The sequence below is a fragment of the Streptococcus humanilactis genome (assembly GCF_019448275.1).
GTDB lineage: Bacteria > Bacillota > Bacilli > Lactobacillales > Streptococcaceae > Streptococcus > Streptococcus humanilactis.
Genome location: NZ_JAHXBZ010000001.1, coordinates 464696 through 491054, shown reverse-complemented (window position 1 = coordinate 491054; position 26359 = coordinate 464696). Strand labels below are relative to the sequence as shown.

At 39.4% G+C, this 26359-nt stretch carries 24 protein-coding genes, 1 tRNA gene and 1 pseudogene; 24 read left to right on the top strand and 2 right to left on the bottom strand.

Translation table 11 applies throughout. The features are described 5' to 3' along the window. The first annotated feature begins 63 nt into the window (after positions 1-63). From KV696_RS02260 to gla, 4 genes are all read left to right on the top strand, one after another. The gene (locus KV696_RS02260; RefSeq protein ID WP_219966737.1) at positions 64-1230 is read left to right on the top strand and encodes an AI-2E family transporter; all 1167 of its coding nucleotides are present in this window, start codon (positions 64-66) and stop codon (positions 1228-1230) included. Beyond that, complete coding sequence (locus KV696_RS02255; protein ID WP_219966736.1) at positions 1220-2449, top strand: tetratricopeptide repeat protein; 1230 nt, start codon at positions 1220-1222, stop codon at positions 2447-2449. Before KV696_RS02260 ends, KV696_RS02255 begins: the two co-directional genes overlap by 11 nt. 151 nt (positions 2450-2600) lie before the next feature. After that, the gene (locus KV696_RS02250; RefSeq protein WP_258318538.1) at positions 2601-3104 is read left to right on the top strand and encodes an MgtC/SapB family protein; all 504 of its coding nucleotides are present in this window, start codon (positions 2601-2603) and stop codon (positions 3102-3104) included. Positions 3105-3543: 439 nt separating this feature from the next. Further along, positions 3544-4413 carry an aquaglyceroporin Gla gene (gene gla, locus KV696_RS02245; protein ID WP_049491488.1) on the top strand — a complete coding sequence of 290 codons (870 nt, stop codon included), beginning with the start codon at positions 3544-3546 and terminating at the stop codon, positions 4411-4413. Positions 4414-4502: 89 nt separating this feature from the next. Here gla and KV696_RS02240 read toward each other — a convergent pair. Together KV696_RS02240 and KV696_RS02235 are read right to left on the bottom strand one after the other, a co-directional pair. Continuing rightward, positions 4503-5851, bottom strand: a protein-coding gene (locus KV696_RS02240) for an IS3 family transposase (protein ID WP_219966735.1) whose coding sequence is annotated in 2 segments (ribosomal slippage) — positions 4503-5401 and positions 5401-5851 — 1350 coding nt in all. Because the reading frame shifts where the segments join, the coding sequence is not laid out codon by codon here. Between the two features lie 55 nt (positions 5852-5906). After that, positions 5907-6146: pseudogene (locus KV696_RS02235) on the bottom strand (lipopolysaccharide biosynthesis protein); the annotation flags it as partial. Between the two features lie 440 nt (positions 6147-6586). On the opposite strand from KV696_RS02235, the gene KV696_RS02230 reads away from it, so the two are divergent. From KV696_RS02230 to KV696_RS02135, 20 genes are all read left to right on the top strand, one after another. Beyond that, positions 6587-7294, top strand: a complete 708-nt coding sequence (locus KV696_RS02230) for an IspD/TarI family cytidylyltransferase (protein WP_023940235.1) — start codon at positions 6587-6589, stop codon at positions 7292-7294. A 4-nt stretch (positions 7295-7298) separates the two neighbouring features. Continuing rightward, positions 7299-8321, top strand: coding sequence for a ribitol-5-phosphate dehydrogenase (locus KV696_RS02225; RefSeq protein ID WP_203176496.1), 1023 nt, complete (start codon positions 7299-7301; stop codon positions 8319-8321). 16 nt (positions 8322-8337) lie between these two features. Next, positions 8338-9207, top strand: coding sequence for a phosphotransferase family protein (locus tag KV696_RS02220; protein ID WP_000411220.1), 870 nt, complete (start codon positions 8338-8340; stop codon positions 9205-9207). After that, a complete protein-coding gene (locus tag KV696_RS02215; protein WP_203176500.1) occupies positions 9197-10075 on the top strand; it encodes a DMT family transporter in 879 nt (292 codons plus the stop codon). The genes KV696_RS02220 and KV696_RS02215 overlap by 11 nt, the downstream gene beginning before the upstream one ends. Before the next feature lie 11 nt (positions 10076-10086). After that, the gene (locus tag KV696_RS02210; RefSeq protein WP_000643959.1) at positions 10087-10776 is read left to right on the top strand and encodes a sugar phosphate nucleotidyltransferase; all 690 of its coding nucleotides are present in this window, start codon (positions 10087-10089) and stop codon (positions 10774-10776) included. An 89-nt stretch (positions 10777-10865) separates the two neighbouring features. Beyond that, entirely contained in the window at positions 10866-11714 is an 849-nt protein-coding gene (gene dprA / locus KV696_RS02205; RefSeq protein ID WP_219966734.1) for a DNA-processing protein DprA, read from the top strand. Between the two features lie 269 nt (positions 11715-11983). After that, entirely contained in the window at positions 11984-14071 is a 2088-nt protein-coding gene (topA, locus tag KV696_RS02200; protein WP_000179655.1) for a type I DNA topoisomerase, read from the top strand. Between the two features lie 105 nt (positions 14072-14176). Further along, the gene (locus KV696_RS02195; protein WP_001220353.1) at positions 14177-14536 is read left to right on the top strand and encodes a YbaN family protein; all 360 of its coding nucleotides are present in this window, start codon (positions 14177-14179) and stop codon (positions 14534-14536) included. Positions 14537-14629: 93 nt separating this feature from the next. Then, on the top strand, positions 14630-15262 hold the full coding sequence (locus KV696_RS02190) for a copper homeostasis protein CutC (protein WP_219966733.1): 633 nt from the start codon (positions 14630-14632) through the stop codon (positions 15260-15262). Positions 15263-15305: 43 nt separating this feature from the next. Further along, a complete protein-coding gene (locus KV696_RS02185) occupies positions 15306-15962 on the top strand; it encodes an MmcQ/YjbR family DNA-binding protein (RefSeq protein ID WP_219966732.1) in 657 nt (218 codons plus the stop codon). A gap of 303 nt (positions 15963-16265) precedes the next feature. Further along, positions 16266-17828 (top strand): 2-isopropylmalate synthase, encoded by a 1563-nt coding sequence (locus KV696_RS02180; protein ID WP_219966731.1) that lies wholly within the window; start codon positions 16266-16268, stop codon positions 17826-17828. A gap of 11 nt (positions 17829-17839) precedes the next feature. Next, complete coding sequence (gene leuB / locus KV696_RS02175) at positions 17840-18877, top strand: 3-isopropylmalate dehydrogenase (protein WP_219966730.1); 1038 nt, start codon at positions 17840-17842, stop codon at positions 18875-18877. Further along, the gene (locus KV696_RS02170; protein WP_219966729.1) at positions 18874-19143 is read left to right on the top strand and encodes a DUF1294 domain-containing protein; all 270 of its coding nucleotides are present in this window, start codon (positions 18874-18876) and stop codon (positions 19141-19143) included. The genes leuB and KV696_RS02170 overlap by 4 nt, the downstream gene beginning before the upstream one ends. Positions 19144-19146: 3 nt before the next feature. Beyond that, positions 19147-20529: a 3-isopropylmalate dehydratase large subunit gene (leuC, locus tag KV696_RS02165; protein ID WP_219966728.1), complete on the top strand. Its 1383-nt coding sequence runs from the start codon at positions 19147-19149 to the stop codon at positions 20527-20529. Positions 20530-20538: 9 nt separating this feature from the next. Beyond that, positions 20539-21132 (top strand): 3-isopropylmalate dehydratase small subunit, encoded by a 594-nt coding sequence (leuD, locus tag KV696_RS02160; RefSeq protein WP_173307285.1) that lies wholly within the window; start codon positions 20539-20541, stop codon positions 21130-21132. A 27-nt stretch (positions 21133-21159) separates the two neighbouring features. Beyond that, the gene (locus KV696_RS02155; protein WP_000160498.1) at positions 21160-21939 is read left to right on the top strand and encodes an L-threonylcarbamoyladenylate synthase; all 780 of its coding nucleotides are present in this window, start codon (positions 21160-21162) and stop codon (positions 21937-21939) included. Between the two features lie 163 nt (positions 21940-22102). Next, positions 22103-23731: an McrB family protein gene (locus KV696_RS02150; RefSeq protein ID WP_219966727.1), complete on the top strand. Its 1629-nt coding sequence runs from the start codon at positions 22103-22105 to the stop codon at positions 23729-23731. After that, positions 23718-25034, top strand: a complete 1317-nt coding sequence (locus KV696_RS02145) for an McrC family protein (RefSeq protein WP_219966949.1) — start codon at positions 23718-23720, stop codon at positions 25032-25034. Before KV696_RS02150 ends, KV696_RS02145 begins: the two co-directional genes overlap by 14 nt. 174 nt (positions 25035-25208) lie before the next feature. Continuing rightward, positions 25209-26195 carry a GMP reductase gene (locus KV696_RS02140; protein ID WP_000931164.1) on the top strand — a complete coding sequence of 329 codons (987 nt, stop codon included), beginning with the start codon at positions 25209-25211 and terminating at the stop codon, positions 26193-26195. Between the two features lie 66 nt (positions 26196-26261). After that, a tRNA-Arg gene (locus tag KV696_RS02135) sits at positions 26262-26333 on the top strand. The last annotated feature ends 26 nt before the right edge of the window (positions 26334-26359 follow it).

Genomic DNA, 26359 nt, shown 5'->3' with positions numbered 1-26359 from the left:
TTAAAAAAGAGTTATTTTGTTTCAAAAATGGTATAATGGGAGAACAATAGAAAGGAAGTATTTATGGATCAAAAAGAGAAACATTTTAGCCTATCTTGGTTTTTTAAGTGGTTTTTAGATAACAAAGCCATTACGGTATTTTTGGTAACCTTGTTACTTGGCTTAAATCTTTTTATTTTAAGCAAGATTAGTTTTTTATTTTCACCTGTTTTAGACTTTTTGGCAGTCGTGATGTTGCCAGTTATTTTATCTGGTTTGTTATATTATTTATTAAATCCTATTGTTGATTGGATGGAGAAGCATAAGGTTAATCGTGTTATAGCTATCACTATTGTCTTCGTCATCATCGCTCTTTTTATCATTTGGGGCTTGGCAGTAGCGATTCCAAATCTGCAACGTCAAGTTTTAACATTTGCAAGAAATGTACCAATCTATCTTGAAGATGCTGATCGGGTTATTGATGATTTGGTAACCAAGCGTTTACCAGATGATTTCAGGCCTCAGTTAGAACAAGTTTTGACAAACTTCTCTAGTCAGGCTACAGTTTGGGCGAGCAAGGTTTCTTCTCAGGCGGTAAACTGGGTGAGTGCCTTTATTAGTGGGGCCTCTCAAGTGATTGTTGCCTTGATTATCGTTCCTTTCATGCTCTTTTATCTCTTACGTGATGGGAAAGGCCTGCGTCACTATTTGACCCAATTCATGCCAACGAAATTGAAAGAACCTGTTGGACAAGTTTTATCAGATGTGAATCAGCAGTTGTCTAACTATGTTCGAGGACAAGTAACAGTGGCTATTATTGTTGCGGTAATGTTTATGATCTTCTTCAAGATCATTGGTCTACGCTATGCGGTTACGCTGGGTGTTACTGCTGGTATTCTAAATCTGGTTCCTTATCTTGGTAGTTTCCTAGCCATGCTTCCTGCCCTAGTATTGGGCTTGATTGCTGGGCCAGTCATGCTTTTGAAAGTAGTGATTGTCTTTATCGTAGAACAAACTATTGAAGGCCGTTTTGTCTCTCCATTGATTTTGGGAAGTCAATTAAACATCCATCCCATTAATGTTCTCTTTGTCTTGTTAACTTCAGGATCCATGTTTGGTATCTGGGGAGTCTTGCTCGGTATTCCAGTTTATGCCTCCGCTAAAGTTGTCATTTCAGCCATTTTTGAATGGTATAAGGTAGTTAGTGGCCTATATGAACTAGAGGGAGAGGAAGTCAAGAGTGAACAATAGTCAACAGATGTTACAGGCTTTGGAAGAGCAAGATTTAGTTAAGGCAGAGCACTATTTCGTTAAAGCTTTAGAAAATGATCCAAATGACCTTCTGTATGAGTTAGCTACTTATCTTGAAGGGATTGGTTTTTATCCTCAGGCCAAGGAAATTTACCTGAAAATCGTAGAGGATTTCCCAGAGGTTCATCTTAATCTAGCATCTATTGCTAGCGAGGATGGTCAAATCGAAGAAGCCTTTGCCTATCTAGAGGAAATCCAAGCTGACAGTGACTGGTATGTGTCGGCTTTGGCTCTGAAAGCAGACCTTTACCAGATGGAAGGTTTGACAGATGTGGCGCGTGAGAAATTATTGGAGGCATTGACTTACTCAGAAGATCCTCTCTTGATATTGGGATTAGCAGAGTTGGATAGTGAGTTGGAAAATTACCAAGAGGCTATTCAAGGCTATGCCCAGTTAGATAATCGTACTATTTATGAGCAGACAGGCATTTCCACCTATCAACGGATTGGCTTTGCCTATGCCCAGTTAGGGAAATTTGAAACGGCCACAGAGTTTTTAGAAAAAGCTCTGGAGTTAGAATACGATGACCTAACGGCTTTTGAGTTGGCCAGTCTTTACTTTGATCAAGAAGAATACCAAAAAGCTGTCCTCTACTTTAAACAGCTTGATACCATTTCACCTGATTTTGAAGGATATGAGTATGGTTACAGTCAGGCCTTACATAAGGAACATCAAGTTCAAGAAGCCCTGCAAATCGCTAAGCAAGGGTTGGAGAAAAATCCATTTGAAATAAGACTCTTGTTAGCAGCTTCACAATTTTCTTATGAATTGCATGATGCTAGTGGGGCAGAAAATTATCTCCTTATTGCTAAAGAAGATGCTGAGGATACGGAAGAAATCTTACTCCGTCTAGCAACTATTTATCTGGAGCAGGAGCGTTATGAGGATATTCTAGACTTACAAAGTGAGGAGCCAGAAAATCTCTTGACTAAGTGGATGATTGCTCGTTCCTATCAAGAAATGGACGATTTGGCTACTGCCTATGAGCTTTACCAAGAGTTGGCAGGAGATTTAAAGGACAATCCAGAGTTTCTGGAACACTATATCTATCTCTTGCGTGAATTGGGCTACTTTGAAGAAGCAAAAGTCAATGCACAAGCTTATTTAAAACTGGTTCCAGATGATGTGCAAATGCAAGAATTGTTTGAGACATTGTAAGAATCCATTAGTTACAGAAAACTGCAAGTTATCACTAGAGGGTAACTGCGGTTTTTTGTTTTAAAAAGGACAATTTTCAACTAATATATTCTCTTGAAAAAGTTTCAACTAGGACTATAATATAAAATTATGAGTAATAGAGGAGGAAATAATGCTTGATACGATAGCTCTACCGATTGAAGTCCGATATATTATTCTCATTTTATTGTCTTGTTTTTCTGGTTTTATCATTGACTATGAAAGAAAGTCTAAGCACAAGCAGGCTGGGAGAAAGACTCATATCTTGGTTGCCTTAACTGCAACTTTAATGATGATTTTATCAAAAGAAGCTTTCTTGGATACACCTAATTATGATACTTCTAGGGTTGCGGCCCAAATTGTCAGTGGAATTAGTTTCATTGGCGGTGGTATTATTTTCATGAGGGATAAAAAAATCAGTGGTATCACCACAGCAGCTGGTATTTGGGCAACTGCAGGTATTGGAATGGCGATTGGGGCAGGTTTTGCTTTTCTAGGCTTATTTTGTAGTTTAATTGTAGTCTCTGTTCAGAAAAGCAGCTCCAAATTTTTGAAAAGCGATACCCATTATCATATCAGAATGACTGGATTTGTAACCAATAAACCTTCAATAGATACCTTGAATATTCTCATTTAACAGAAGGGATTTTACAATCTAAATATTGACATGGATAGAAATGAAAGTGGTTATAATCTTACGATTAGAGCAGATCACGATAAATCCATTTCTTACAAAAATATGGCTGAGCTTTTATGGAAATGTGACGAGAATTTTTATATAAATCAGGTTAAGATTGTTTCATTGGAAGGATAGAGTTTTGTTTTCATAGCAAAACTCTGATTGGTGAATGGGGAAAGATACTTCTTATTCCCTATACTATGTATCAGGAGGAATTGACATAAAAGCATCAGATTAGCGTAGATAACATAATGAACTGGGGATATCTTGGAAAAAAGATTAGTTTATAAGATTTGGAACCGTTTTCTGTCACAATCTTTCGGGAAAGTAGTTGCTAAAAGATGTAAAAATTGATAGAATAAGGATTGTCTAAAAAATTTTAAGGAGAATCTATCAAATGGATTTCACATGGGCAATTAAATATGCCACTGAATTTTTGGGAACTGCTATTTTGATCATTCTTGGAAATGGTGCAGTTGCCAACGTTGAACTTAAAGGTACGAAAGGTCACCAAAGTGGCTGGATCGTTATCGCTGTTGGTTATGGTATGGGGGTTATGATCCCAGCATTAATGTTTGGTAACGTATCTGGAAACCACATCAACCCAGCCTTCACTCTTGGACTTGCAATCAGCGGTCTCTTCCCTTGGGCACAAGTTGCGCCTTATATCATCGCACAAGTTTTGGGTGCTATCTTTGGTCAAGCCTTGGTTGTGGCAACACACCGCCCATACTACTTGAAAACTGAAAATCCAAACAACATTTTGGGTACTTTCTCAACAATTTCAAGTTTGGATAATGGTACAAAAGAATCACATTTTGCAGCAACTGTTAATGGTTTTGTAAATGAGTTTGTTGGTTCATTTGTTCTTTTCTTCGCAGCCCTTGGTATGACTAAAAACTTCTTTGGTTCTGAAGTGCTTCAATACATGAAACAAATGGCTAGTCAAGCAGGTCAAAATGTTGACTTTTCTGATTTAGCAATCAAAGCCCAAGTAGCACCACATACTGCTTCAGGACTTTCAGTAGCTCACTTGGCACTTGGATTCCTTGTTATGGCTTTGGTAACATCACTTGGTGGACCTACAGGACCTGCCTTGAACCCAGCCCGTGACTTGGGACCACGTCTCCTTCATGCTTTCCTTCCAAAATCAGTTCTTGGTGAGCACAAAGGCGATTCAAAATGGTGGTACTCTTGGGTACCAGTAGTAGCACCGATTGCAGCAGCAATTGCGGCAGTAGCTATTTTCAAATTCCTTTACCTATAAGAAATTGAGTTCTCTATCTATTGTAATGGATTGAAGAAAAATTAAAAACGCATAATATTGTACTAACCCCAAAAAGTTAGACAATTAATTTAAGCAAAGGATTTAGTTCTGTATTGTACAGGGCTAAGTCCTTTTAGTTTTACCTTAATTCGTTTGTTGTTGTAGTAATCAATATAGTCTACAATGGCTTGTTCCAATTGCTTAAGAGACTGAAGTGACTTCTCATAACCATAAAACATTTCAGACTTAAGAATGCCAAAGAAAGATTCCATCATACCGTTATCTGGGCTATTTCCGTTACGTGACATAGATGGCTGGATTCCCTTATTCTTTAAAAAATGATGATAGAAATCGTGTTGGTATTGCCCTCCTTGGTCACTATGGAGAATTGTATTTTCGTAATGGTTCTCTGTAAAGGCTTGTTCTAGCATAGCTTTCATTTGTACTAAGTTCGGCGAAGTAGAAAGATTGTAGGAGATAATTTCGCTGTTAAAGCCATCTAAAACTGGTGATAAATAAAGCTTTAGTCTACTTGCTGGAATGGCAAATTTTGTCACATCTGTGTAGCACTTTTGCATTGGTTTGGTTGCTTCAAATTGGCGTTGAATGAGATTCTCTGCTTTCTTGCCAATCTCTCCTTGGTAGGAAGAATACTTTCGTTTACGGCGAATTCGAGCAATTAAACCAAGTACTTTCATCAGACGCTGCACCTTCTTATGGTTCACTACGAAGCCACGATTTCGTAATTCTAGAGTCATGCGACGATAGCCGTAATTTCCTTTATGCTCAGTATAAATTGACTGAATTTCAGCTTTAATATCATAATCTTTATCGTTTTGATCCAGCTGTTTTAAGTGGTAATAATAGGTTGAACGGGCAAACTTAATAATCTTTAGAAGGATATCTAAAGAAAACTCTGTTACCAGTCCTTGAACAATTTCCGTTTTTCTTCTTGCTCCTTTTCGTCCCTCAATCGGAGTTCTCTCAACTTTTTTAGAATGGCATTCTCCGCTCTCAAGTACTCATTTTCTGCTTGAAGACATTCTAATTCTGTCATATCTTCAAATCTCTTCTTTGGCTTACGTCCCATTTTAGGTGGTCTCCCTCTTGTTTTCTCAACAATAGTATACCCGTTTTTCTTGTATTGTGCTAGCCAATTAAGAAGTATCGTACGACTTGGGAGCCCGTATTCAAGAGAAACTCTATCTTTAGTCCAGCCTTCATGTAATACTTTATTAATCATTTCTTGTTTTAAATCGGGAGAATAGTAACGATTTTTTCCTTTTTTGACGAACTCTATTCCGTAACGATCAATCAATTTAATCATGTACCTAATATTAGAATTGTTTATCCCAAATTTATTTGAAAGCTTCTCTAAGCTATATCCTTGTTTTCTAAGTTCATAGATCTGAACTTTATCATCATAAGTTAATTTCATAATAAAAACACCCCAAAAGTTAGATTTTTATGTCTAACTTTTGGGGTGCAGTTCAGGTTCTATTAAGATCCTTTTTGTTATCCTTGACATTACTGATGGCCCGTAAACCGTAGTTATAGACCCCATAAGTCGCAAAGGGCAAGAAAAATGACAAAATAGTGTCAACTGAGTTGAAGTAACCATAGTCAGTTCGGTCCAAGACACGCGCGACGTAGGTACCAGTTAAGATGGGAAAAATAATATTCAAGACACGAATTCCCATATAAGATAGAGCATTTAATTTTATACTTTTCATTCAATTTACCTCGTTTTTCATTATATCATAAAGTCAGCTAATAAGAAATGAAGGGCAGTAATACTCTTCGAAAATCAAATTCAAACCACGTCAGCGTCGCCTTACCGTACTCAAGTACAGCTTACGGCTAGCTTCCTAGTTTGCTTTTTGATTTTCATTGAGTATAAGTCAAGTAATCACTTTGAAGTTCCAAAGTTTTATTTTAAGCTTTCTTTAAGAAAACTATATTATTCTGAAGAACTCTAAAATTTCACAGCCATTTATTGGTAATGACTACAGAATTCCTAGTCATTACTAGAAATGGACTAGTTTCTTTGAATAATAGAACTCCTTAAACCTTCTATTCTAGAACGGGAGGGTCGGTATTTCTTTCATGATAGGACTAGATTGTGGTATAATAGAGAGAATAAGTTTTTTTAGTAAGACAAAGGAGAAAATAGATGATTTATGCAGGAATTCTTGCTGGTGGAACTGGCACACGCATGGGAATCAGTAACTTGCCAAAACAATTTTTAGAGCTAGGTGATCGACCTATTTTGATTCATACAATTGAAAAATTTGTCTTGGAACCAAGTATTGAAAAAATTGTAGTTGGGGTTCATGGAGACTGGGTTTCTCATGCAGAAGATCTTGTAGATAAATATCTTCCTCTTCATAAGGAACGTATCATCATTACAAAAGGTGGTGCTGACCGCAATACAAGTATTGAGAAAATCATTGAAGCCATTGATGCTTATCGTCCGCTTACTTCAGAGGATATCGTTGTTACCCATGATTCTGTTCGTCCATTTATTACACTTCGCATGATTCAGGACAATATCCAACTTGCCCAAAATCATGACGCAGTGGATACAGTGGTAGAAGCGGTTGATACTATCGTTGAAAGTACCAATGGTCAATTTATTACAGATATTCCAAATCGTGCTCACCTTTATCAAGGACAAACACCTCAAACATTCCGTTGCAAGGACTTCATGGACCTTTACGGTTCTCTCTCTGCTGAAGAGAAGGAAATCTTGACAGATGCATGTAAAATATTTGTCATTAAAGGAAAAGATGTGGCCTTGGCCAAGGGTGAATATTCAAATCTTAAAATCACAACCGTAACAGATTTGAAGATTGCAAAAAGTATGATTGAGAAAGACTAGTAAAATGATTAATCAAATTTATCAACTAACTAAGCCTAAGTTTATCAATGTCAAATATCAGGAAGAGGCTATTGACCAAGAGAATCATATCCTCATCCGCCCTAATTATATGGCGGTCTGTCATGCGGATCAGCGTTACTACCAAGGAAAACGTGATCCCAAGATTTTGAATAAAAAGCTTCCAATGGCGATGATTCACGAGTCATGTGGAACCGTTATTTCTGACCCGACGGGAACCTATGAGGTTGGTCAAAAAGTTGTCATGATTCCAAATCAGCCTCCTATGCAGAGTGATGAAGAATTCTATGAGAACTACATGACAGGGACCCATTTCTTGTCTAGTGGTTTTGATGGCTTTATGAGAGAGTTTGTTTCTCTCCCTAAAGACCGTGTGGTGGCTTATGATGCCATTGAAGACACGGTTGCAGCGATTACAGAGTTTGTCAGTGTCGGCATGCACGCTATGAATCGTCTATTGACCCTCGCTCATAGCAAGCGGGACCGAATCGCCGTTATTGGAGATGGAAGTTTAGCATTTGTGGTTGCCAATATTATCAACTATACTTTGCCAGAAGCAGAGATTGTGGTTATTGGTCGTCATTGGGAAAAATTGGAACTTTTCTCATTTGCCAAAGAATGCCATATTACTGATAATATTCCTGAAGATTTGACCTTTGACCATGCTTTTGAGTGTTGTGGTGGTGATGGTACTGGACCAGCCATTAATGACTTGATTCGCTATATTCGTCCTCAGGGAACGATTCTCATGATGGGTGTTAGCGAGTATAAAGTCAATCTCAATACACGCGATGCCTTAGAAAAAGGCTTGCTCTTGGTTGGTTCCTCTCGTTCTGGTCGCATTGATTTTGAAAATGCAATCCAAATGATGGAAGTCAAGAAATTCGCCAATCGTCTTAAAAATATCCTTTATCTAGAAGAACCTGTAAGAGAAATTAAAGATATTCACCGTGTCTTTGCAACCGATTTAAACACAGCCTTTAAAACCGTGTTTAAGTGGGAAGTATAAGTGCTGGAGGTTAATTGTGGAGAAAATCATTAAAGAAAAAATTTCTTCCCTACTTAGTCAAGAAGAGGAAGTCCTCAGTGTTGAACAACTGGGGGGAATGACCAATCAAAACTATTTGGTCAAAACAACAAATAAGCAATACATCGTTAAGTTCTTTGGTAAAGGGACAGAAAAGCTGATCAATCGTCAAGATGAAAAGTACAATCTTGAACTACTTAAAGATTTAGACCTAGATGTAAAAAATTATCTTTTTGATATTGATGCTGGTATCAAAGTAAATGAGTATATCGAATCTGCGATTACGCTTGATTCAACGTCAATCAAGACCAAATTTGACAAAATTGCTCCAATATTACAAACTATTCATGCATCTGGTAAGGAGTTAAGAGGAGAATTTGCTCCTTTTGAAGAAATCAAAAAATACGAATCCTTGATTGAAGAGAAAATCCCTTATGTCAACTATGAAGCTGTTCGAGAAGAAGTCTTCTCCTTAGAGAAAAGACTGGCTGACTTAGGTGTTGACAGAAAATCTTGTCATATCGATTTGGTGCCTGAAAACTTTATCGAGTCACCACAAGGACGACTTTATCTGATTGACTGGGAATATTCATCAATGAACGATCCAATGTGGGATTTGGCTGCCCTCTTTTTAGAGTCTGAATTCACTCGTCAAGAGGAAGAAGACTTCTTGTCTCACTATGAGAGTGAGCAAACACCTGTCTCTCGTGAAAAGATTGCAATCTATAAAATTTTGCAAGATGCTATTTGGAGTCTATGGACAGTCTACAAAGAAGAGCAAGGTGCAGATTTTGGTGACTATGGTGTGAGTCGTTACCAAAGAGCTGTTAAAGGTTTGTCATATTATGGAGGTTCAGATGAAAAATAAAAATGGAGTTTCTTTTGGTCTACTCTCAGGTATTTTCTGGGGTTTAGGTCTAACGATTAGTGCTTATATCTTTTCGATTTTTACAGATTTGTCGCCCTTTGTGGTGGCCGCTGCTCACGATTTCTTGAGTATCTTTATCTTACTAGCTTTTCTCTTGGTAAAAGAAGGAAAAGTTCGTCTCTCAATTTTCTTAAATATTCGCAATGTTAGTGTTATCATCGGAGCCTTGCTAGCAGGCCCTATCGGTATGCAGGCCAATCTTTATGCGGTTAAGTATATCGGAAGTTCCTTAGCTTCATCTGTATCGGCTATTTACCCTGCGATTTCAGTTTTATTGGCTTTCTTCTTTTTGAAGCACAAGATTTCGAAAAATACTGTGTTTGGGATTGTCTTGATTATTGGAGGGATAATTGCTCAGACCTATAAGGTTGAACAGGTCAATTCCTTCTACATTGGGATTCTCTGTGCTTTGATTTGTGCTATTGCATGGGGAAGTGAGAGTGTTCTTAGCTCCTTTGCCATGGAAAGTGAATTGAGTGAAATCGAGGCTCTCTTGATCCGTCAAGTAACTTCATTCTTGTCCTATCTTGTGATTGTGCTCTTCTCTCATCAGTCATTTGCAGAAGTGGCCAATGGACAATTGCTAGGTCTTATGATTGTCTTTGCGGCCTTTGATATGATTTCCTACTTGGCTTATTATATCGCTATCAATCGCTTGCAACCAGCCAAGGCTACAGGCTTGAATGTGAGCTATGTAGTATGGACAGTCTTGTTTGCAGTTGTTTTCTTGGGTGCACCGCTAGATATGCTGACCATTATTACGTCACTTGTCGTCATTGCTGGAGTTTATATTATTATTAAAGAATAAAGGAGATTCGTGTGAAAGCCATTATCTTAGCAGCGGGCTTGGGAACTCGCTTGCGTCCTATGACTGAAAATACCCCTAAAGCCTTGGTTCAGGTTAATCAAAAACCTTTGATTGAATACCAAATTGAGTTTCTCAAAGAAAAGGGAATCCATGATATCATCATCATTGTCGGTTATCTTAAAGAACAATTCGATTACTTGAAAGAGAAATACGGTGTTCGCCTCGTTTTCAATGATAAATACGCTGACTACAATAACTTTTACTCTCTCTATCTTGTAAAAGAAGAGTTGGCTAACAGCTATGTTATTGATGCGGATAACTATCTCTTCAAAAATATGTTCCGCAATGATTTGACACGTTCGACTTATTTTAGTGTTTATCGTGAAGATTGTACCAACGAATGGTTCTTGGTCTATGGAGATGACTACAAGGTTCAAGACATTACTGTTGATAGTAAGGCAGGTCGCATCCTTAGTGGTGTATCCTTCTGGGATGCTCCAACTGCAGAAAAGATTGTCAGCTTTATCGATAAGGCTTATGCAAGTGGCGAATTTGTTGATCTCTACTGGGACAATATGGTTAAGGATAACATCAAAGAGCTAGATGTCTATGTTGAAGAACTAGAAGGCAATAGCATCTATGAGATTGATAGTGTCCAAGACTATCATAAATTAGAAGAAATTCTTAAAAACGAAAATTAAAGATTCCAACATCTGGCTAAAATAGTCGGATGTTTTTTTTGATTTTTTTACGAATAAATAGATGACTAGAAAAAGAAATGGAGATATTTATGAAAATCACAAACTATGAAATCTATAAGTTAAAAAAATCAGGTTTGACCAATCAACAGATTTTGAACGTTCTAGAATACGGTGAAAATGTTGATCAAGAACTGTTGTTAGGTGATATTGCAGAAATTTCAGGTTGCAGAAATCCAGCTGTTTTTATGGAACGTTATTTTCAGATAGACGATGCGCATTTGGAGAAGGAGTTTCAAAAATTTCCATCTTTCTCCATTTTAGATGACTGTTATCCTTGGGATTTGAGTGAAATATATGATGCGCCTGTACTTTTATTTTACAAGGGAAATCTTGACCTCTTGAAATTCCCTAAGGTAGCAGTCGTAGGAAGTCGTGCTTGTAGCAAACAGGGAGCTAAGTCAGTTGAAAAAGTCATTCATAGCTTGGAAAATGAACTGGTTATCGTCAGTGGATTAGCCAAGGGGATTGATACAGCAGCTCATATGGCAGCTCTTCAGAATGGCGGAAAAACCATTGCAGTGATTGGAACAGGACTGGATGTGTTTTATCCTAAAGCCAATAAACGTTTGCAAGACTACATCGGCAATGATCATCTGGTTCTCAGTGAGTATGGACCTGGCGAACAACCTCTAAAATTTCATTTTCCTGCCCGTAATCGCATCATTGCTGGACTTTGTCGAGGTGTGATTGTAGCAGAGGCTAAGATGCGCTCAGGTAGTCTCATTACCTGTGAGAGAGCGATGGAAGAAGGGCGCGATGTTTTTGCTATTCCTGGTAGCATTTTAGATGGACTATCAGACGGTTGCCATCATTTGATTCAAGAAGGGGCAAAATTGGTTACAAGTGGGCAGGATGTTCTTGCGGAATTTGAATTTTAATACTCTTCGAAAATCTCTTCAAACCACGTCAGCGTCACCTTTCCGTAGGTATGGTTACTGACTTCGTCAGTCTCATCTGCAACCTCAAAGCAGTGCTTTGAGCAACCTGCGGTTAGTTTCCTAGTTTGCTCTTTGATTTTCATTGAGTATAAGACGAAATTTCGCTTACTAGATAAACTTTTCTTCTATATATTGGAGCTAAGTCTTGACAGTTATGGCAAAATGGTTTACACTTTATAAAGTTTATTACTTTGAAAAGGTGTGATACTGTGGCTACGGCAACAAAAAAGAAAAAATCAACAGTTAAAAAAAATCTAGTAATCGTGGAGTCACCTGCTAAGGCCAAAACGATTGAAAAATATCTCGGCAGAAACTACAAGGTTTTAGCCAGTGTCGGGCATATCCGTGATTTGAAGAAATCCAGTATGTCCGTCGATATTGAAAATAATTATGAACCGCAATATATCAATATCCGAGGAAAAGGTCCTCTTATCAATGACTTGAAAAAAGAAGCTAAAAAAGCTAATAAAGTTTTTCTCGCGAGTGACCCGGACCGTGAAGGAGAAGCGATTTCTTGGCATTTGGCCCATATTCTCAACTTGGATGAAAATGATGCCAACCGTGTGGTCTTCAATGAAATCACCAAGGATGCGGTCAAAAATGCTTTCAAAGAGCCACGCAAGATTGATATGGACTTGGTCGATGCCCAACAGGCACGCCGTGTCTTGGACCGCTTGGTAGGGTATTCGATTTCGCCTATTTTGTGGAAGAAGGTCAAGAAGGGCTTATCAGCAGGGCGCGTACAGTCCATTGCCCTTAAACTCATCATTGACCGTGAGAATGAAATTAATGCCTTCCAGCCAGAAGAATACTGGACAATTGATGCTGTCTTTAAAAAGGGAACCAAGCAATTTCAGGCTTCCTTCTATGGAGTGGATGGTAAAAAGCTGAAACTGACTAGTAATGATGAGGTCAAGGAAGTCTTGTCTCGTCTGACTAGCAAAGACTTTTCAGTGGATCAGGTAGATAAGAAAGAGCGCAAACGCAATGCTCCTTTACCCTATACCACTTCATCCATGCAGATGGACGCTGCCAATAAAATCAATTTCCGTACTCGAAAAACCATGATGGTTGCCCAACAGCTCTATGAAGGAATTAATATCGGTTCTGGTGTTCAAGGTTTGATTACCTATATGCGTACCGATTCGACTCGTATCAGTCCAGTAGCGCAGAACGAAGCAGCAAACTTCATTACGGACCGTTTTGGTAGCAAGTATTCTAAGCATGGTAGCAAGGTCAAAAATGCTTCAGGAGCTCAGGATGCCCATGAGGCTATTCGCCCGTCTAGTGTTTTTAATACACCTGAAAGTATTGCTAAGTATCTGGACAAGGATCAGCTCAAGCTTTATACTCTTATCTGGAATCGTTTTGTAGCGAGTCAGATGACAGCTGCTGTCTTTGATACCATGGCTGTTAAATTGTCTCAAAATGGGGTTCAATTTGCTGCTAATGGTAGTCAGGTTAAGTTTGATGGTTATCTTGCCATTTACAATGATTCTGACAAGAATAAGATGTTACCAGATATGGCTGTTGGAGATGTGGTCAAGCAGATTAATAGCAAACCAGAGCAACATTTCACTCAACCGCCTGCTCGCTATTCTGAAGCGACCCTTATCAAGACCTTGGAAGAAAATGGGGTTGGACGTCCGTCAACCTACGCACCGACCATTGAAACTATTCAGAAACGTTACTATGTTCGCCTTGCGGCCAAACGTTTTGAACCAACAGAGTTGGGAGAAATTGTTAACAAGCTCATCGTTGAATATTTCCCAGATATCGTAAACGTGACCTTCACAGCTGAAATGGAAGGAAAACTGGATGATGTCGAAGTCGGAAAAGAGCAGTGGCAACGTGTTATAGATGCCTTTTACAAACCATTCTCTAAAGAAGTCGCCAAGGCTGAAGAAGAAATGGAAAAAATCCAAATCAAGGATGAACCAGCTGGATTTGACTGTGAAGTGTGTGGCAGTCCAATGGTCATTAAACTTGGTCGTTTTGGTAAGTTCTACGCTTGTAGCAATTTCCCAGATTGCCGTCATACCCAAGCAATCGTGAAAGAGATTGGTGTTGAGTGTCCAAGTTGTCATCAGGGACAAATCATTGAACGCAAAACCAAACGTAATCGCCTCTTCTATGGTTGCAATCGCTATCCAGAATGTGAATTTACCTCTTGGGACAAGCCTGTTGGTCGTGACTGTCCAAAATGTGGCAACTTCCTCATGGAGAAAAAAGTCCGTGGTGGTGGCAAGCAGGTTGTTTGTAGCAAGGGTGACTACGAAGAAGAAAAGATTAAATAAGAGGAGAGTCCTGAAAGTGCATTTCAGGCTCTTTTTGGTTGGAACTTGACAAAATTCATCATTTTATGCGAAACTAGAAGAAGATTATTTTAACTAGGAGTAGTTATGCGTATTATTTATCTAATTATTGGTTTTTTATCACTGGCCTTGGCTATTGTTGGGGTAGTTTTACCCTTGTTACCCACAACGCCTTTTCTTTTGTTGTCTATTGCTTGTTTTTCTAGAAGTTCCAAGCGCTTCGAAGATTGGCTTTATCATACCAAGCTCTATCAAGCATATGTAGCTGATTTTCGCGAGACTAGGTCTATTGCGCGTGAACGTAAGAAAAAAATCATCGTATCTATCTATATATTGATGGGAATTTCCATTTATTTTGCCCCTCTCTTACCAGTCAAAATCGGTCTGGGAGCCTTGACCATCTTTATCACTTATTATCTCTTCAAGGTCATTCCAGACAAAGAATAAGTAAAATTTGTAACTATTTCCCTTGATAAAAATGAAAGCATATTCACCACAATATGATATAATAAATTCAAAGTAATCTTCAAGGAGAATCAAATGATTTACGAATTTTGTGCTGAAAATGTGACCTTGCTTGAAAAAGCGATGGAGGCTGGAGCTCGTCGAATCGAACTCTGTGATAATCTAGCAGTGGGAGGAACAACACCAAGCTATGGAGTAACCAAGGCAGCGGTTGAATTGGCAGCTAACTACGATACAACCATTATGACCATGATTCGTCCACGTGGTGGCGACTTTGTCTATAATGATATGGAAATTGCAATCATGCTAGAAGACATTCGATTGACTGCTCAGGCTGGAAGTCAAGGAGTTGTATTTGGAGCCTTAACTGCTGAGAAGAAGTTGGATAAACCTAATCTTGAAAAGTTAATTGCTGCATCAAAAGGAATGGAAATTGTCTTCCACATGGCCTTTGATGAATTGAGCGATGAAGATCAACTAGAAGCTATTGACTGGCTCAGCCAAGCCGGTGTCACTCGTATCCTAACTCGCGCTGGTGTGTCTGGCGATTCACTAGACAAACGTTTTGCTCACTATCACAGAATTTTGGAGCATGCTAAAGGTAAAATTGAAATTCTACCAGGTGGGGGGATTGACCTTGACAACCGTCAAACCTTTATCGACCAGCTGGGTGTAGCACAATTGCATGGTACTAAGGTTGTCTTTTAAAAAATAGAAAGGAACTGCTAGCTTTTGGTAGCAGTTTTAACTTATGTTTGAAATTTTTAAATCCTATCAGTTTAATCAAGAAAAGGCTCGTGCCTATGGTTTTGTAGAAAGTAGTGGAGTTTGGACTTATAGCTGCATGATTTTGCAGGGTGATTTTGTCATGACTGTGTCCATCACTGCTGATAATGTGTATTTTCAGGTCTTTGATCAGGAAATGGGCGACCTCTATCCTCAAGTTCATATGGAAAGTATGACAGGAAGTTTTGTTGCAAGTGTCCGTGAGGCTTGTCTGGAGATTCTCTACCAGATTCGGAAGGCTTGTTTTGAGGTACAGGATTTTATCTGTCCTCAGACTAAGCGTATCATGGCTCAGATTCAGGAAAAGTATGGTAATCAGTTGGAGTATCTGTGGGAAAAATCACCTGATACGGCAGTGTTAAGACATGAAGGCAATAAAAAATGGTATGCTGTTTTGATGAAAATCTCTTGGGATAAGCTGGAAAAGGGTAGAGAAGGTTTAGTCGAAGCAGTCAACCTCAAACATGATCAAGTAGTGGATCTGCTTTCACAAAAGGGCATTTATCCAGCTTTTCATATGAATAAACGTTACTGGATTAGTGTGGCGCTTGATGATACTTTATCAGATGAAGAAGTACTAGAATTGATAGAAAAAAGTTGGAACTTAACTTCTAAAAAATGAAACATTTCAATAATTTTCAATTAGCTAAATATTCTATACTGAAGAAATTTTCAGAAAATATTTGATTTTTTCTTGACAAGTGCTTTTGCCTATGCTAAAATACTAAACAAGATATCAAACGAAGGAGAAAGTCAAACATGAAAACAGCTAAGTTTAATCAATTTGCTTTGTTGTTGAGATACTCGGGCTAGTGCAAAAAGCATTAGTCCTGTTTGGCTTACCAAGCGGGAGTGAATCAACATCTCGCTTGGGCTTCTGAGCGAGATGTTTTTTTAAAACCACATTTGGAAAAGGGGAAATCTTATGAGAACAGTTGAATTTCTAGATACCAGCCTTCGGGATGGAGAACAGACACCAGGTGTTAATTTTTCAATCAAGGAAAAAATTGCCATTGCAAGGCAACTGGAGAAATGGGGCATTTCAGCCATTGAAGCCGGTTTTCCGGCGGCGAGTCCTGATTCATTCACAGCAGTGCAGGAGATTGCTAAGGTCTTGAAGAAAACAGCGGTGACTGGTTTGGCACGTTCGGTCAAGTCTGATATCGATGCTTGTTATGAGGCCCTCAAGGATGCCAAGTATCCACAAGTTCACGTCTTTATCGCTACCAGTCCGATTCACCGAAAGTATAAACTCAATAAGAGCAAGGAAGAGATTTTGGAAGCAATCAGTGAGCATGTTTCCTATGCCCGTTCTAAGTTTGAAGTGGTCGAATTCTCTCCTGAGGATGCGACTAGAACAGAGTTGGATTTCCTCTTGCAAGTTGTTCAAACAGCGGTTGATGCAGGTGCGACTTATATCAATATCCCTGACACGGTAGGATTTACCACGCCAGAGGAGTACGGAGCTATCTTCAAATACTTGATTGAGAATGTTAAGACGGATCGCCAGATTATCTATTCGCCTCACTGTCATGATGATCTTGGAATGGCAGTCGCTAATAGCCTTGCTGCCGTCAAGAATGGGGCAGGACGTGTCGAAGGAACCATCAATGGTATCGGGGAGCGAGCTGGTAATGCAGCTTTGGAAGAAATAGCAGTGGCGCTCAATATTCGCCAAGATTACTATCAAGCAGAAACTAGTATTGTTTTAAATGAAACCATCAATACGTCAGAAATGATTTCTCGCTTCTCAGGAATTCCAGTTCCTAAAAACAAGGCTGTGGTCGGTGGCAATGCCTTCTCTCACGAATCTGGTATTCACCAAGACGGAGTCCTTAAAAATCCTCTTACCTATGAAATCATAACCCCTGAATTAGTCGGTGTTAAGAGTAATAGCCTCCCACTTGGAAAATTGTCTGGTCGCCATGCCTTTGTTGAGAAACTAAGAGAATTGGCCCTAGACTTTACAGAAGAGGACATTAAACCACTCTTCGCTAAGTTCAAGGCACTGGCCGACAAGAAACAAGAAATCACAGATGCAGATATTCGTGCTCTGGTAGCTGGAACCATGGTTGAAAACCCTGAAGGATTCCACTTTGATGATTTACAACTGCAAACTCATGCTGATAATGATATCGAAGCGCTCGTAAGCCTAGCCAATATGGATGGTGAAAAAGTCGAATTTAATGCGACAGGGCAAGGTTCCGTTGAAGCGATCTTTAACGCTATAGACAAGTTCTTTAACCAATCTGTCCGCTTGGTGTCCTATACCATTGATGCGGTAACCGATGGAATCGATGCCCAGGCTCGGGTCTTGGTCACTGTTGAAAACAGAGATACAGAAACTATCTTTAATGCAGCAGGTCTTGATTTCGATGTGTTGAAAGCTTCGGCTATTGCCTACATCAATGCCAATACCTTTGTTCAAAAAGAGAATGCTGGTGAGATGGGACGCAGTGTTTCTTACCGCGATATGCCTAGTGTGTAAAGGAGAAGGCTATGACAAAGAAAATAGTAGCTCTAGCAGGGGACGGAATCGGTCCAGAAATCATGGTGGCTGGGTTAGAGGTTCTGGAAGCTCTAGCTGAAAAAACAGGCTTTGACTATGAAATAGACAAACGACCTTTTGGAGGTGCTGGAATTGATGCAGCAGGCCATCCTTTACCTAGTGAAACCCTCAAAGCATGTAGAGAAGCAGATGCCCTTCTTCTAGCGGCTATCGGTAGTCCTCAGTATGATGGAGCAGCGGTTCGGCCTGAACAAGGCTTGCTTGCTCTCCGTAAGGAACTCAATCTTTACGCTAATATTCGCCCTGTAAAAATCTTTGACAGTCTCAAGCATTTGTCACCTCTCAAACCAGAACGAATTGCTGGGGTTGACTTTGTCGTTGTGCGGGAGTTGACAGGCGGGATTTATTTTGGGGATCATATCCTTGAAGAGCGCAAAGCGCGTGATATTAACGACTATAGCTATGAGGAAGTAGAGCGGATTATTCGCAAGGCCTTTGAAATTGCAAGAAATCGCAGAAAAATTGTTACTAGTATCGATAAGCAAAATGTTCTAGCGACATCAAAACTCTGGCGGAAAGTAGCTGAGAAGGTATCACAGGATTTTCCAGATGTAACCTTGGAGCACCAGTTGGTGGACTCAGCTGCCATGCTCATGATTACCAATCCTGCTAAGTTTGATGTCATCGTGACAGAAAATCTTTTCGGAGATATTCTCTCTGATGAATCAAGCGTTCTATCTGGCACACTTGGAGTTATGCCATCAGCCAGTCATTCTGAAAATGGACCAAGTCTCTATGAACCTATTCACGGTTCAGCACCTGATATTGCTGGTCAAGGAATTGCCAATCCTATCTCCATGATTTTATCAGTGGCCATGATGTTGAGAGATAGTTTTGGACGTTATAAGGATGCGGAGTGTATCGAGCATGCTGTTGAGGCAAGTTTGGCAGCTGGTGTTTTAACAAGAGATATAGGTGGACAGGCTTCGACTAAGGAAATGACGGAAGCTATTATTGCAAGGTTATGAAGTTAGATGAAAAAATTACTCTTGCCCTCTTGATTTGGAATGTCATGATTTTCATCATTTATGGCATTGACAAATCCAAGGCGAGGAGAAGAGCTTGGCGCATTCCTGAGAAAATCTTACTTATTTTAGCCTTTACTTGTGGTGGTTTTGGTGCCTGGCTAGCAGGAATCATCTTTCACCACAAGACTCGAAAATGGTATTTTAAAACAGTTTGGTTTCTCGGGATGGTGTCCACACTAGTAGCCTTATATGTTATTTGGAGGTAATGGATGGCAGGAAAATCGATTTTTGATAAATTATGGGACCGCCATGTCATCACAGGTGAAGAGGGGCAGCCCCAACTCATGTATGTGGACCAGCACTATATTCACGAAGTGACCAGTCCACAGGCTTTTCAAGGATTGCGAGACGCAGGTCGCAGATTAAGACGACCAGACTTGACATTTGGAACCTTTGACCACAATGTCCCGACGGTCAATATCTACGATATTCGAGATGTCATTTCCAAGGCTCAAATTGATAAGCTGGCTGAAAATGTTGAGGAGTTTGGGATTGAACATGCGGCCCATGGTTCTGAAAAACAAGGAATTGTTCACATGGTTGGACCAGAAACTGGACGGACTCAACCAGGAAAATTCATCGTCTGTGGAGATAGTCACACAGCAACCCACGGAGCTTTCGGAGCGATCGCTTTTGGAATTGGGACCAGTGAGGTCGAACATGTCTTTGCGACACAGACCCTCTGGCAGGTCAAACCCAAGAAAATGCTGGTGGAATTCACTGGTGTTCCTCAAAAAGGAGTTTATTCCAAGGATTTCATTTTAGCTTTGATTGCCAAGTACGGCGTTGCTTGCGGCGTTGGCTACGTGGTGGAATATCGTGGACAAGCTATTGATGCACTGAGCATGGAAGAGCGCATGACCATCTGCAATATGTCCATCGAGTTTGGATCTAAGATGGGAATCATGAATCCGGATCAAACCACCTATGATTATCTCAAGGGACGGGAATGTATTCCTGAGGACTTCGAAGAGGCTGTGGCGGATTGGAAGACCCTTGTCAGTGATGAGGATGCTGTTTATGATAAGGTTATCCAGATGGATGTTTCAGACTTGGCTCCCATGGTGACTTGGGGAACCAACCCTGCTATGGGGGTTGACTTTGACAGTAGCTTCCCAGAAATCAAAGATATGAATGATGAGCGAGCCTACAATTACATGGACTTGGAGCCTGGTCAAAAGCCAGCAGATATTGAACTAGGTTATATCTTTATCGGCTCTTGTACAAATGCTCGTCTCAGCGACTTGCAACTGGCTGCGCGATTTGTCAAAGGAAAGAAAATAGCCCCCAATCTAACGGCTATCGTGGTTCCGGGCTCTCGTCCTGTCAAACGAGCTGCTGAGAAGTTGGGCTTGGACAAGGTTTTCCTAGACGCTGGTTTTGAGTGGAGAGACCCAGGTTGTTCTATGTGCCTAGGGATGAATCCGGACAAGGTTCCTGATGGTGTCCACTGCGCTTCAACCAGCAACCGCAACTTTGAAGACAGACAGGGCTTTGGTGCTAAGACCCACCTCTGCAGTCCAGCCATGGCAGCAGCAGCAGCTATTGCAGGGCGCTTTGTAGATGTTCGACAAATGCCAGAAGCTCAGTAAGGAGAGGATATGGAGAAATTTACAGTTTATACGGGAACGACCGTTCCTCTCATGAATGATAACATTGATACCGATCAAATCCTACCTAAGCAGTTTCTCAAGTTAATTGATAAAAAAGGCTTTGGTAAGTACCTCATGTATGCTTGGCGTTATTTGGATGACAAGTATACTGAGGACCCAGACTTTGTTTTTAACCGACCTGAATATCGGAAAGCTAGTATTCTCATCTCAGGGGATAACTTTGGGGCAGGATCGTCCAGAGAACACGCAGCTTGGGCTCTAGCTGACTATGGTTTTAAGGTTGTGATTGCAGGATCTTTCGGTGATATTCATTACAATAATGAACTCAATAATGGCATGTTACCTATTGTTCAGCCCAGAGAGGTTAGAGAGAAACTAGCCCAGCTAAAACCAAGTGATCAGGTAACTGTGGACTTGGAACAACAAAAAATCATCTCACCAGTTGGAGAATTCACTTTTGAAATTGATAGCGAGTGGAAACACAAGCTCTTAAATGGTTTGGATGATATCGGTATTACCTTGCAGTATGAAGATTTGATTGCTGCTTATGAAAAACAACGGCCAGCCTACTGGCAGGATTAGAAGAAAAATAGAAAAGGAAATAGAACTATGACAAAACACATTCAATGGAACGGAACACTTTCACAAGAAGGCTATGACATTTTAAAAGGTGAAGGCGGATGTATCGTTTGCCCTACAAAAGTTGGTTACATTATTATGACTAGCGACAAGGCAGGACTTGAGCGCAAGTTCGCAGCTAAAGAGCGTAACCGTAACAAACCAGGTGTTGTTCTCTGCGGTAGCATGGATGAGCTTCGCGCTTTAGCACAACTCAACCCAGAAATTGAAGCCTTTTACCAAAAACATTGGGACGAAGACATTCTTCTTGGTTGTATCCTTCCTTGGAAACCAGAAGCTTTTGAAAAACTCAAAGCTTATGGGGATGGGCGTGAAGAACTTATGACTGACGTGCGTGGTACTAGTTGTTTTGTTATCAAGTTCGGGAAAGCAGGTGAACAATTGGCTGCCAAACTTTGGGAAGAGGGCAAGATGGTCTACGCCTCATCAGCAAACCCATCTGGAAAAGGAAACCGAGGTAAGGTAGAAGGTATCGGAGAACGCATCGAAGGCGCAGTGGACCTTGTTATCGAGGCAGATGACTACGTGGCATCCATCCAACCTGACAAAACGATTGAAACTCGCTACGAGCAAGGCGTGATGGTCTCTATGGTCGATAAGGACGGAAAACTCATCCCAGAACAAGGAGGAGCACGTTCAACTTCACCAGCTCCAGTTGTGATCCGCAAAGGGCTTGACATTGATAAGATTATGATGCACCTGTCAGACACCTTTAACTCATGGGACTACCGTCAGGGAGAGTATTATTAAGATAAAAAAGAAGTCTAGTAGTATGAGGAAATAAAGTCTCTACACTAGGCTTTTTCTTTAGAAATTCTTTTCTTTTTCTATAGAATATGGTATTCTATTTATAAAATATATGTTAATAAGTAATGCTAATATTTAAACATCATTAGTAAAAGGGGTTAGATTGATGAATAAAAGAAAAGTTAGTTTAGAAGATTTTTATAAATGGTATAGTCTAAATAAAGAAGAGTTATTAAATAAGGCAACTGCTGGTGAAAAGTTTAATGATAAATTAAAAGAAGAGTTTCTCCAGGAATGGCCTTTGAATAGGATTTTAACAATGTCAATCGATGAATATGTAATAGGAAAGGGACAGCAAAATAAGTCTTTATGCTACGCTCTTGAGAAGGGAAAATACAAAAATCTATTTCTTGGAATTTCTGGTGGCTCAGCTTCAAAATTCGGGATTTATTGGAATGAAAAAACAAAGAGTTATAAAGATCAAGGTAATAAAGTCATTCCGCTTTCAGAGTTGGATCAGCGATTTTCAAAATTAAAATCAGATTTGTATGAAATTATCAAAGAAGGTATTCGTTTTAACTTTGAAAATCCTATTTTTGATATGAAAAGATCAACAAATGAATTTATTGGTCGTTCTGCTATGGTGACAAAATTACTTTGTATATATTCTGAGGGAAATCCTTTCTTTGGTGTAAATATTAATAGTCAGAAAGAATTTTGGAGCCACTTTGTTTCTCAGACAAATCAAGGTGGACCTTATCTGCAAAATCATAAAATAATTGAACTGGTGTCCAAAACTTATCCTGAGTTGGAGCCATCGAAATTAGGAACTATGCTTTTTGAGTATTCTAAGCTTTTTATGGAAAATAGTACAATGGATCCATCAAACAATTTTCGTCATCAATTAACTCAATCTCTATTAAAGTCTCCAAATCTTATCCTACACGGTGCGCCAGGTACGGGAAAAACTTACCTTGCTAAAGAAATTGCTGTGGAGTTAACAAATGGTAATAAAGATCAAATCGGCTTTGTACAGTTTCACCCTTCCTATGATTATACGGATTTTGTAGAGGGGTTGAGACCGGTATCAAATGGGGATAGAGCTATTGAGTTTAAGCTCCAAGATGGCATTTTTAAGAAGTTTTGTCAGAAAGCTAGAGACGCTAAGAAAACCGGAGGTCAAGATAATTTTGTCTTCATCATCGATGAAATCAACCGTGGTGAGATTTCTAAGATTTTTGGAGAACTTTTTTTCTCAATTGATTCTGACTATCGTGGCGAAAAGGGAAGTGTTTCTACCCAATATGCTAATCTACACGAAACTGATGATAAGTTTTATATTCCTGAAAATGTCTATATCATCGGGACTATGAACGACATAGACCGTTCAGTAGATACCTTTGATTTTGCTATGCGTCGTCGTTTCCGATTTGTTGAAGTTACGGCTGAAAGTCAACTTTATATTCTAGATAAAGAACTAGGTGAGCGTGCTGAAGAAGCTAAGACTCGACTAAGAAACTTGAATGCTGCAATTGAAAATGTTCAGGAATTAAACAGTCATTATCATATCGGGCCAAGTTATTTCCTGAGGTTAAAAGAAGTAAAATTTGATTATGAATTACTCTGGTCTGATTATCTCCAACCGCTTTTGGAAGATTATGTACGTGGTTCTTATGATGAAGCTGAAACTCTAGAAACATTGAAAAAAGCATTCGATCTGACAAAGAATGAGCAAAAAGATCAGGCGGTAGCTGATAACAATGAAGGCGATGAAAACGATGATGCGGATCACTGATAATCAACACAAGATTGTTAAAGAAGAATTTGTTGAAGAATATCCTAAACTAAGCAATCTTCTTTTAGATAGAAACTTGGAAAGTCTATCCCAAGATGAACGTATTTTCATTTTTCCAAATGATTTGAAGAATTCTCCTGACTTAGAGAAGGACCAAAAAATCTTTGAAACAGTTAATCAGAAAATCAAGACTGGAAATGTGATTGGTTTTCTGGGGTGTGGTCAGGAGAGATTAACGATTTCTTCTCGTTTTTCTGATGAAAGTAACGACCATTTTTTACATTATCTTTTACAAAAGGTTCTTCATATCAATCTCACTAGTTTAGATGTAGCTTTGTCGCGTGAAGATAAACTCTATCAACTTTTGATGTATCTCTTTCCCAAGTATCTTCAAGCTGCTCTCCGAAAAGGTCTTTATAAGGAATACCAGAGATTTTCTCATAACGACAGTCATGTTAAGGGAGTGATTGATGTAAGAAACCATCTCAAGAAAAACCTTCCTTTCACGGGAAATATTGCCTACACAACGAGAGAGTTCACCTATGATAATCCTCTTATGCAGTTGGTCCGTCATACTATTGAATACATTAAGAACCAGAAAAGTATTGGTCAAGGGGTACTAGATAATCTCTCAACTAGTCGTGAAAACGTAGCTGAAATCGTGCGTGTAACGCCCTCTTATAAACTAGCTGATCGTGCTAAGATTATTCGGGGAAATCAATCTAAACCTATACGTCATGCATACTTTCACGAGTACAGAAAGTTACAAGAACTTTGTCTGATGATCCTAAACCAAGAAAAGCACGGCTTAGGGTATCAAGATCAAAAAATTCATGGTATTCTTTTTGATGTTGCCTGGCTTTGGGAAGAGTATGTTCATACCTTGTTGCCAAAAGATTTCATCCATCCACGGAATAAAGAAAAGCTAGGTGGTATTTCGGTATTTTCTGTTGGGAAACGGAAAGTATATCCAGATTTTTATGATAGAGAACGAAAGATTGTTCTAGATGCTAAATATAAAAAACTAGAGTTCACTGAAAAAGGGATCAACCGTGAGGACTTGTTCCAGCTGATTTCCTATTCTTATATTTTAAAAGCTGAGAAGGCTGGTCTTGTTTTTCCGAGCAAGGACAAGGTTGTTGATAATGAGATAGGAAAGCTAGCAGGTTATGGAGCTTTGTTGAAGAAATTGTCTATTCAAATTCCTCAGAAGTCTTCATCTTATCGTGAATTTTGTGAAATGCTAGAAAACTCTGAAGAAGCTTTTAAAAGGAATATTACTAAATCAGTGGAGAGAAAATAATCTCTCCTCTTTCTTTTGTTATTTCTACAAGAAAAACCGAACGATATATTTTAATTTATAAAATTATTTGACAAAAACCTTACTTTGATTTATAATTAATTAAGGAAACGTCGGAAAAAGGCGTAGTGATGCGAGAGCATAGGTAGGTCATTACAAAAGAAACGAGACATCGATATGTTAAATGAATTTCCAATTTTTGATTACGAAGATATTCAATTGATTCCAAATAAATGTGTCATTAAAAGCCGTGCAGAAGCTGATACAAGTGTTACTCTAGGAAATCACACCTTTAAACTACCTGTTGTGCCAGCTAATATGCAGACGATTTTGGATGAAAATGTAGCAGAGCAACTGGCTAAAGGTGGTTACTTCTACATTATGCATCGTTTTGATGAGGCAGGGCGCATTCCTTTTATTAAACGCATGCACGATCAAGGGCTCATTGCTTCTATCTCTGTCGGTGTTAAGGATTATGAGTATGATTTTGTCAGCCAGCTCAAGGCTGATGCTCCGGAATACATCACGATTGACATCGCTCATGGTCATGCAGATAGCGTGATTTCTATGATTCAACACATCAAGAAAGAATTGCCAGATACTTTTGTTATTGCTGGAAATGTAGGAACACCAGAAGCGGTGCGTGAATTGGAAAATGCTGGTGCGGATGCTACTAAGGTTGGAATCGGTCCTGGTAAGGTTTGTATCACCAAGGTTAAGACTGGTTTTGGTACAGGTGGTTGGCAGTTGGCTGCTCTACGCTGGTGTGCTAAGGCTGCGCGTAAACCGATTATCGCTGATGGAGGAATTCGTACTCACGGTGATATTGCTAAGTCTATCCGCTTCGGTGCTAGCATGGTTATGATTGGTTCCCTCTTTGCAGGACACATCGAAAGTCCAGGGAAAACGATTGAAGTCGACGGCGAACAGTTCAAAGAATATTACGGTTCAGCTTCCCAATACCAAAAAGGAGCTTATAAGAACGTGGAAGGAAAACGCATCTTACTTCCTGCCAAAGGGCATTTGCAAGACACTTTAACTGAGATGGAACAAGACCTTCAAAGTGCTATTTCCTATGCAGGTGGACGTCAGGTTGCTGACCTTAAACACGTTGATTATGTTATCGTGAAAAACTCTATTTGGAATGGGGATGCTTCCCACTAAGAAGGGCTATTTGGCCAGAAAAAAACTTGTTATTAGAGCAAATTTCTGTTATAATAAAACAAGTTTCCACCCTTAGTGTAATGGATATCACGTAAGATTCCGGTTCTTGAGATGGGGGTTCGATTCCCTCAGGGTGGATGTAAATATCCTAAAAAGCCTTTAAT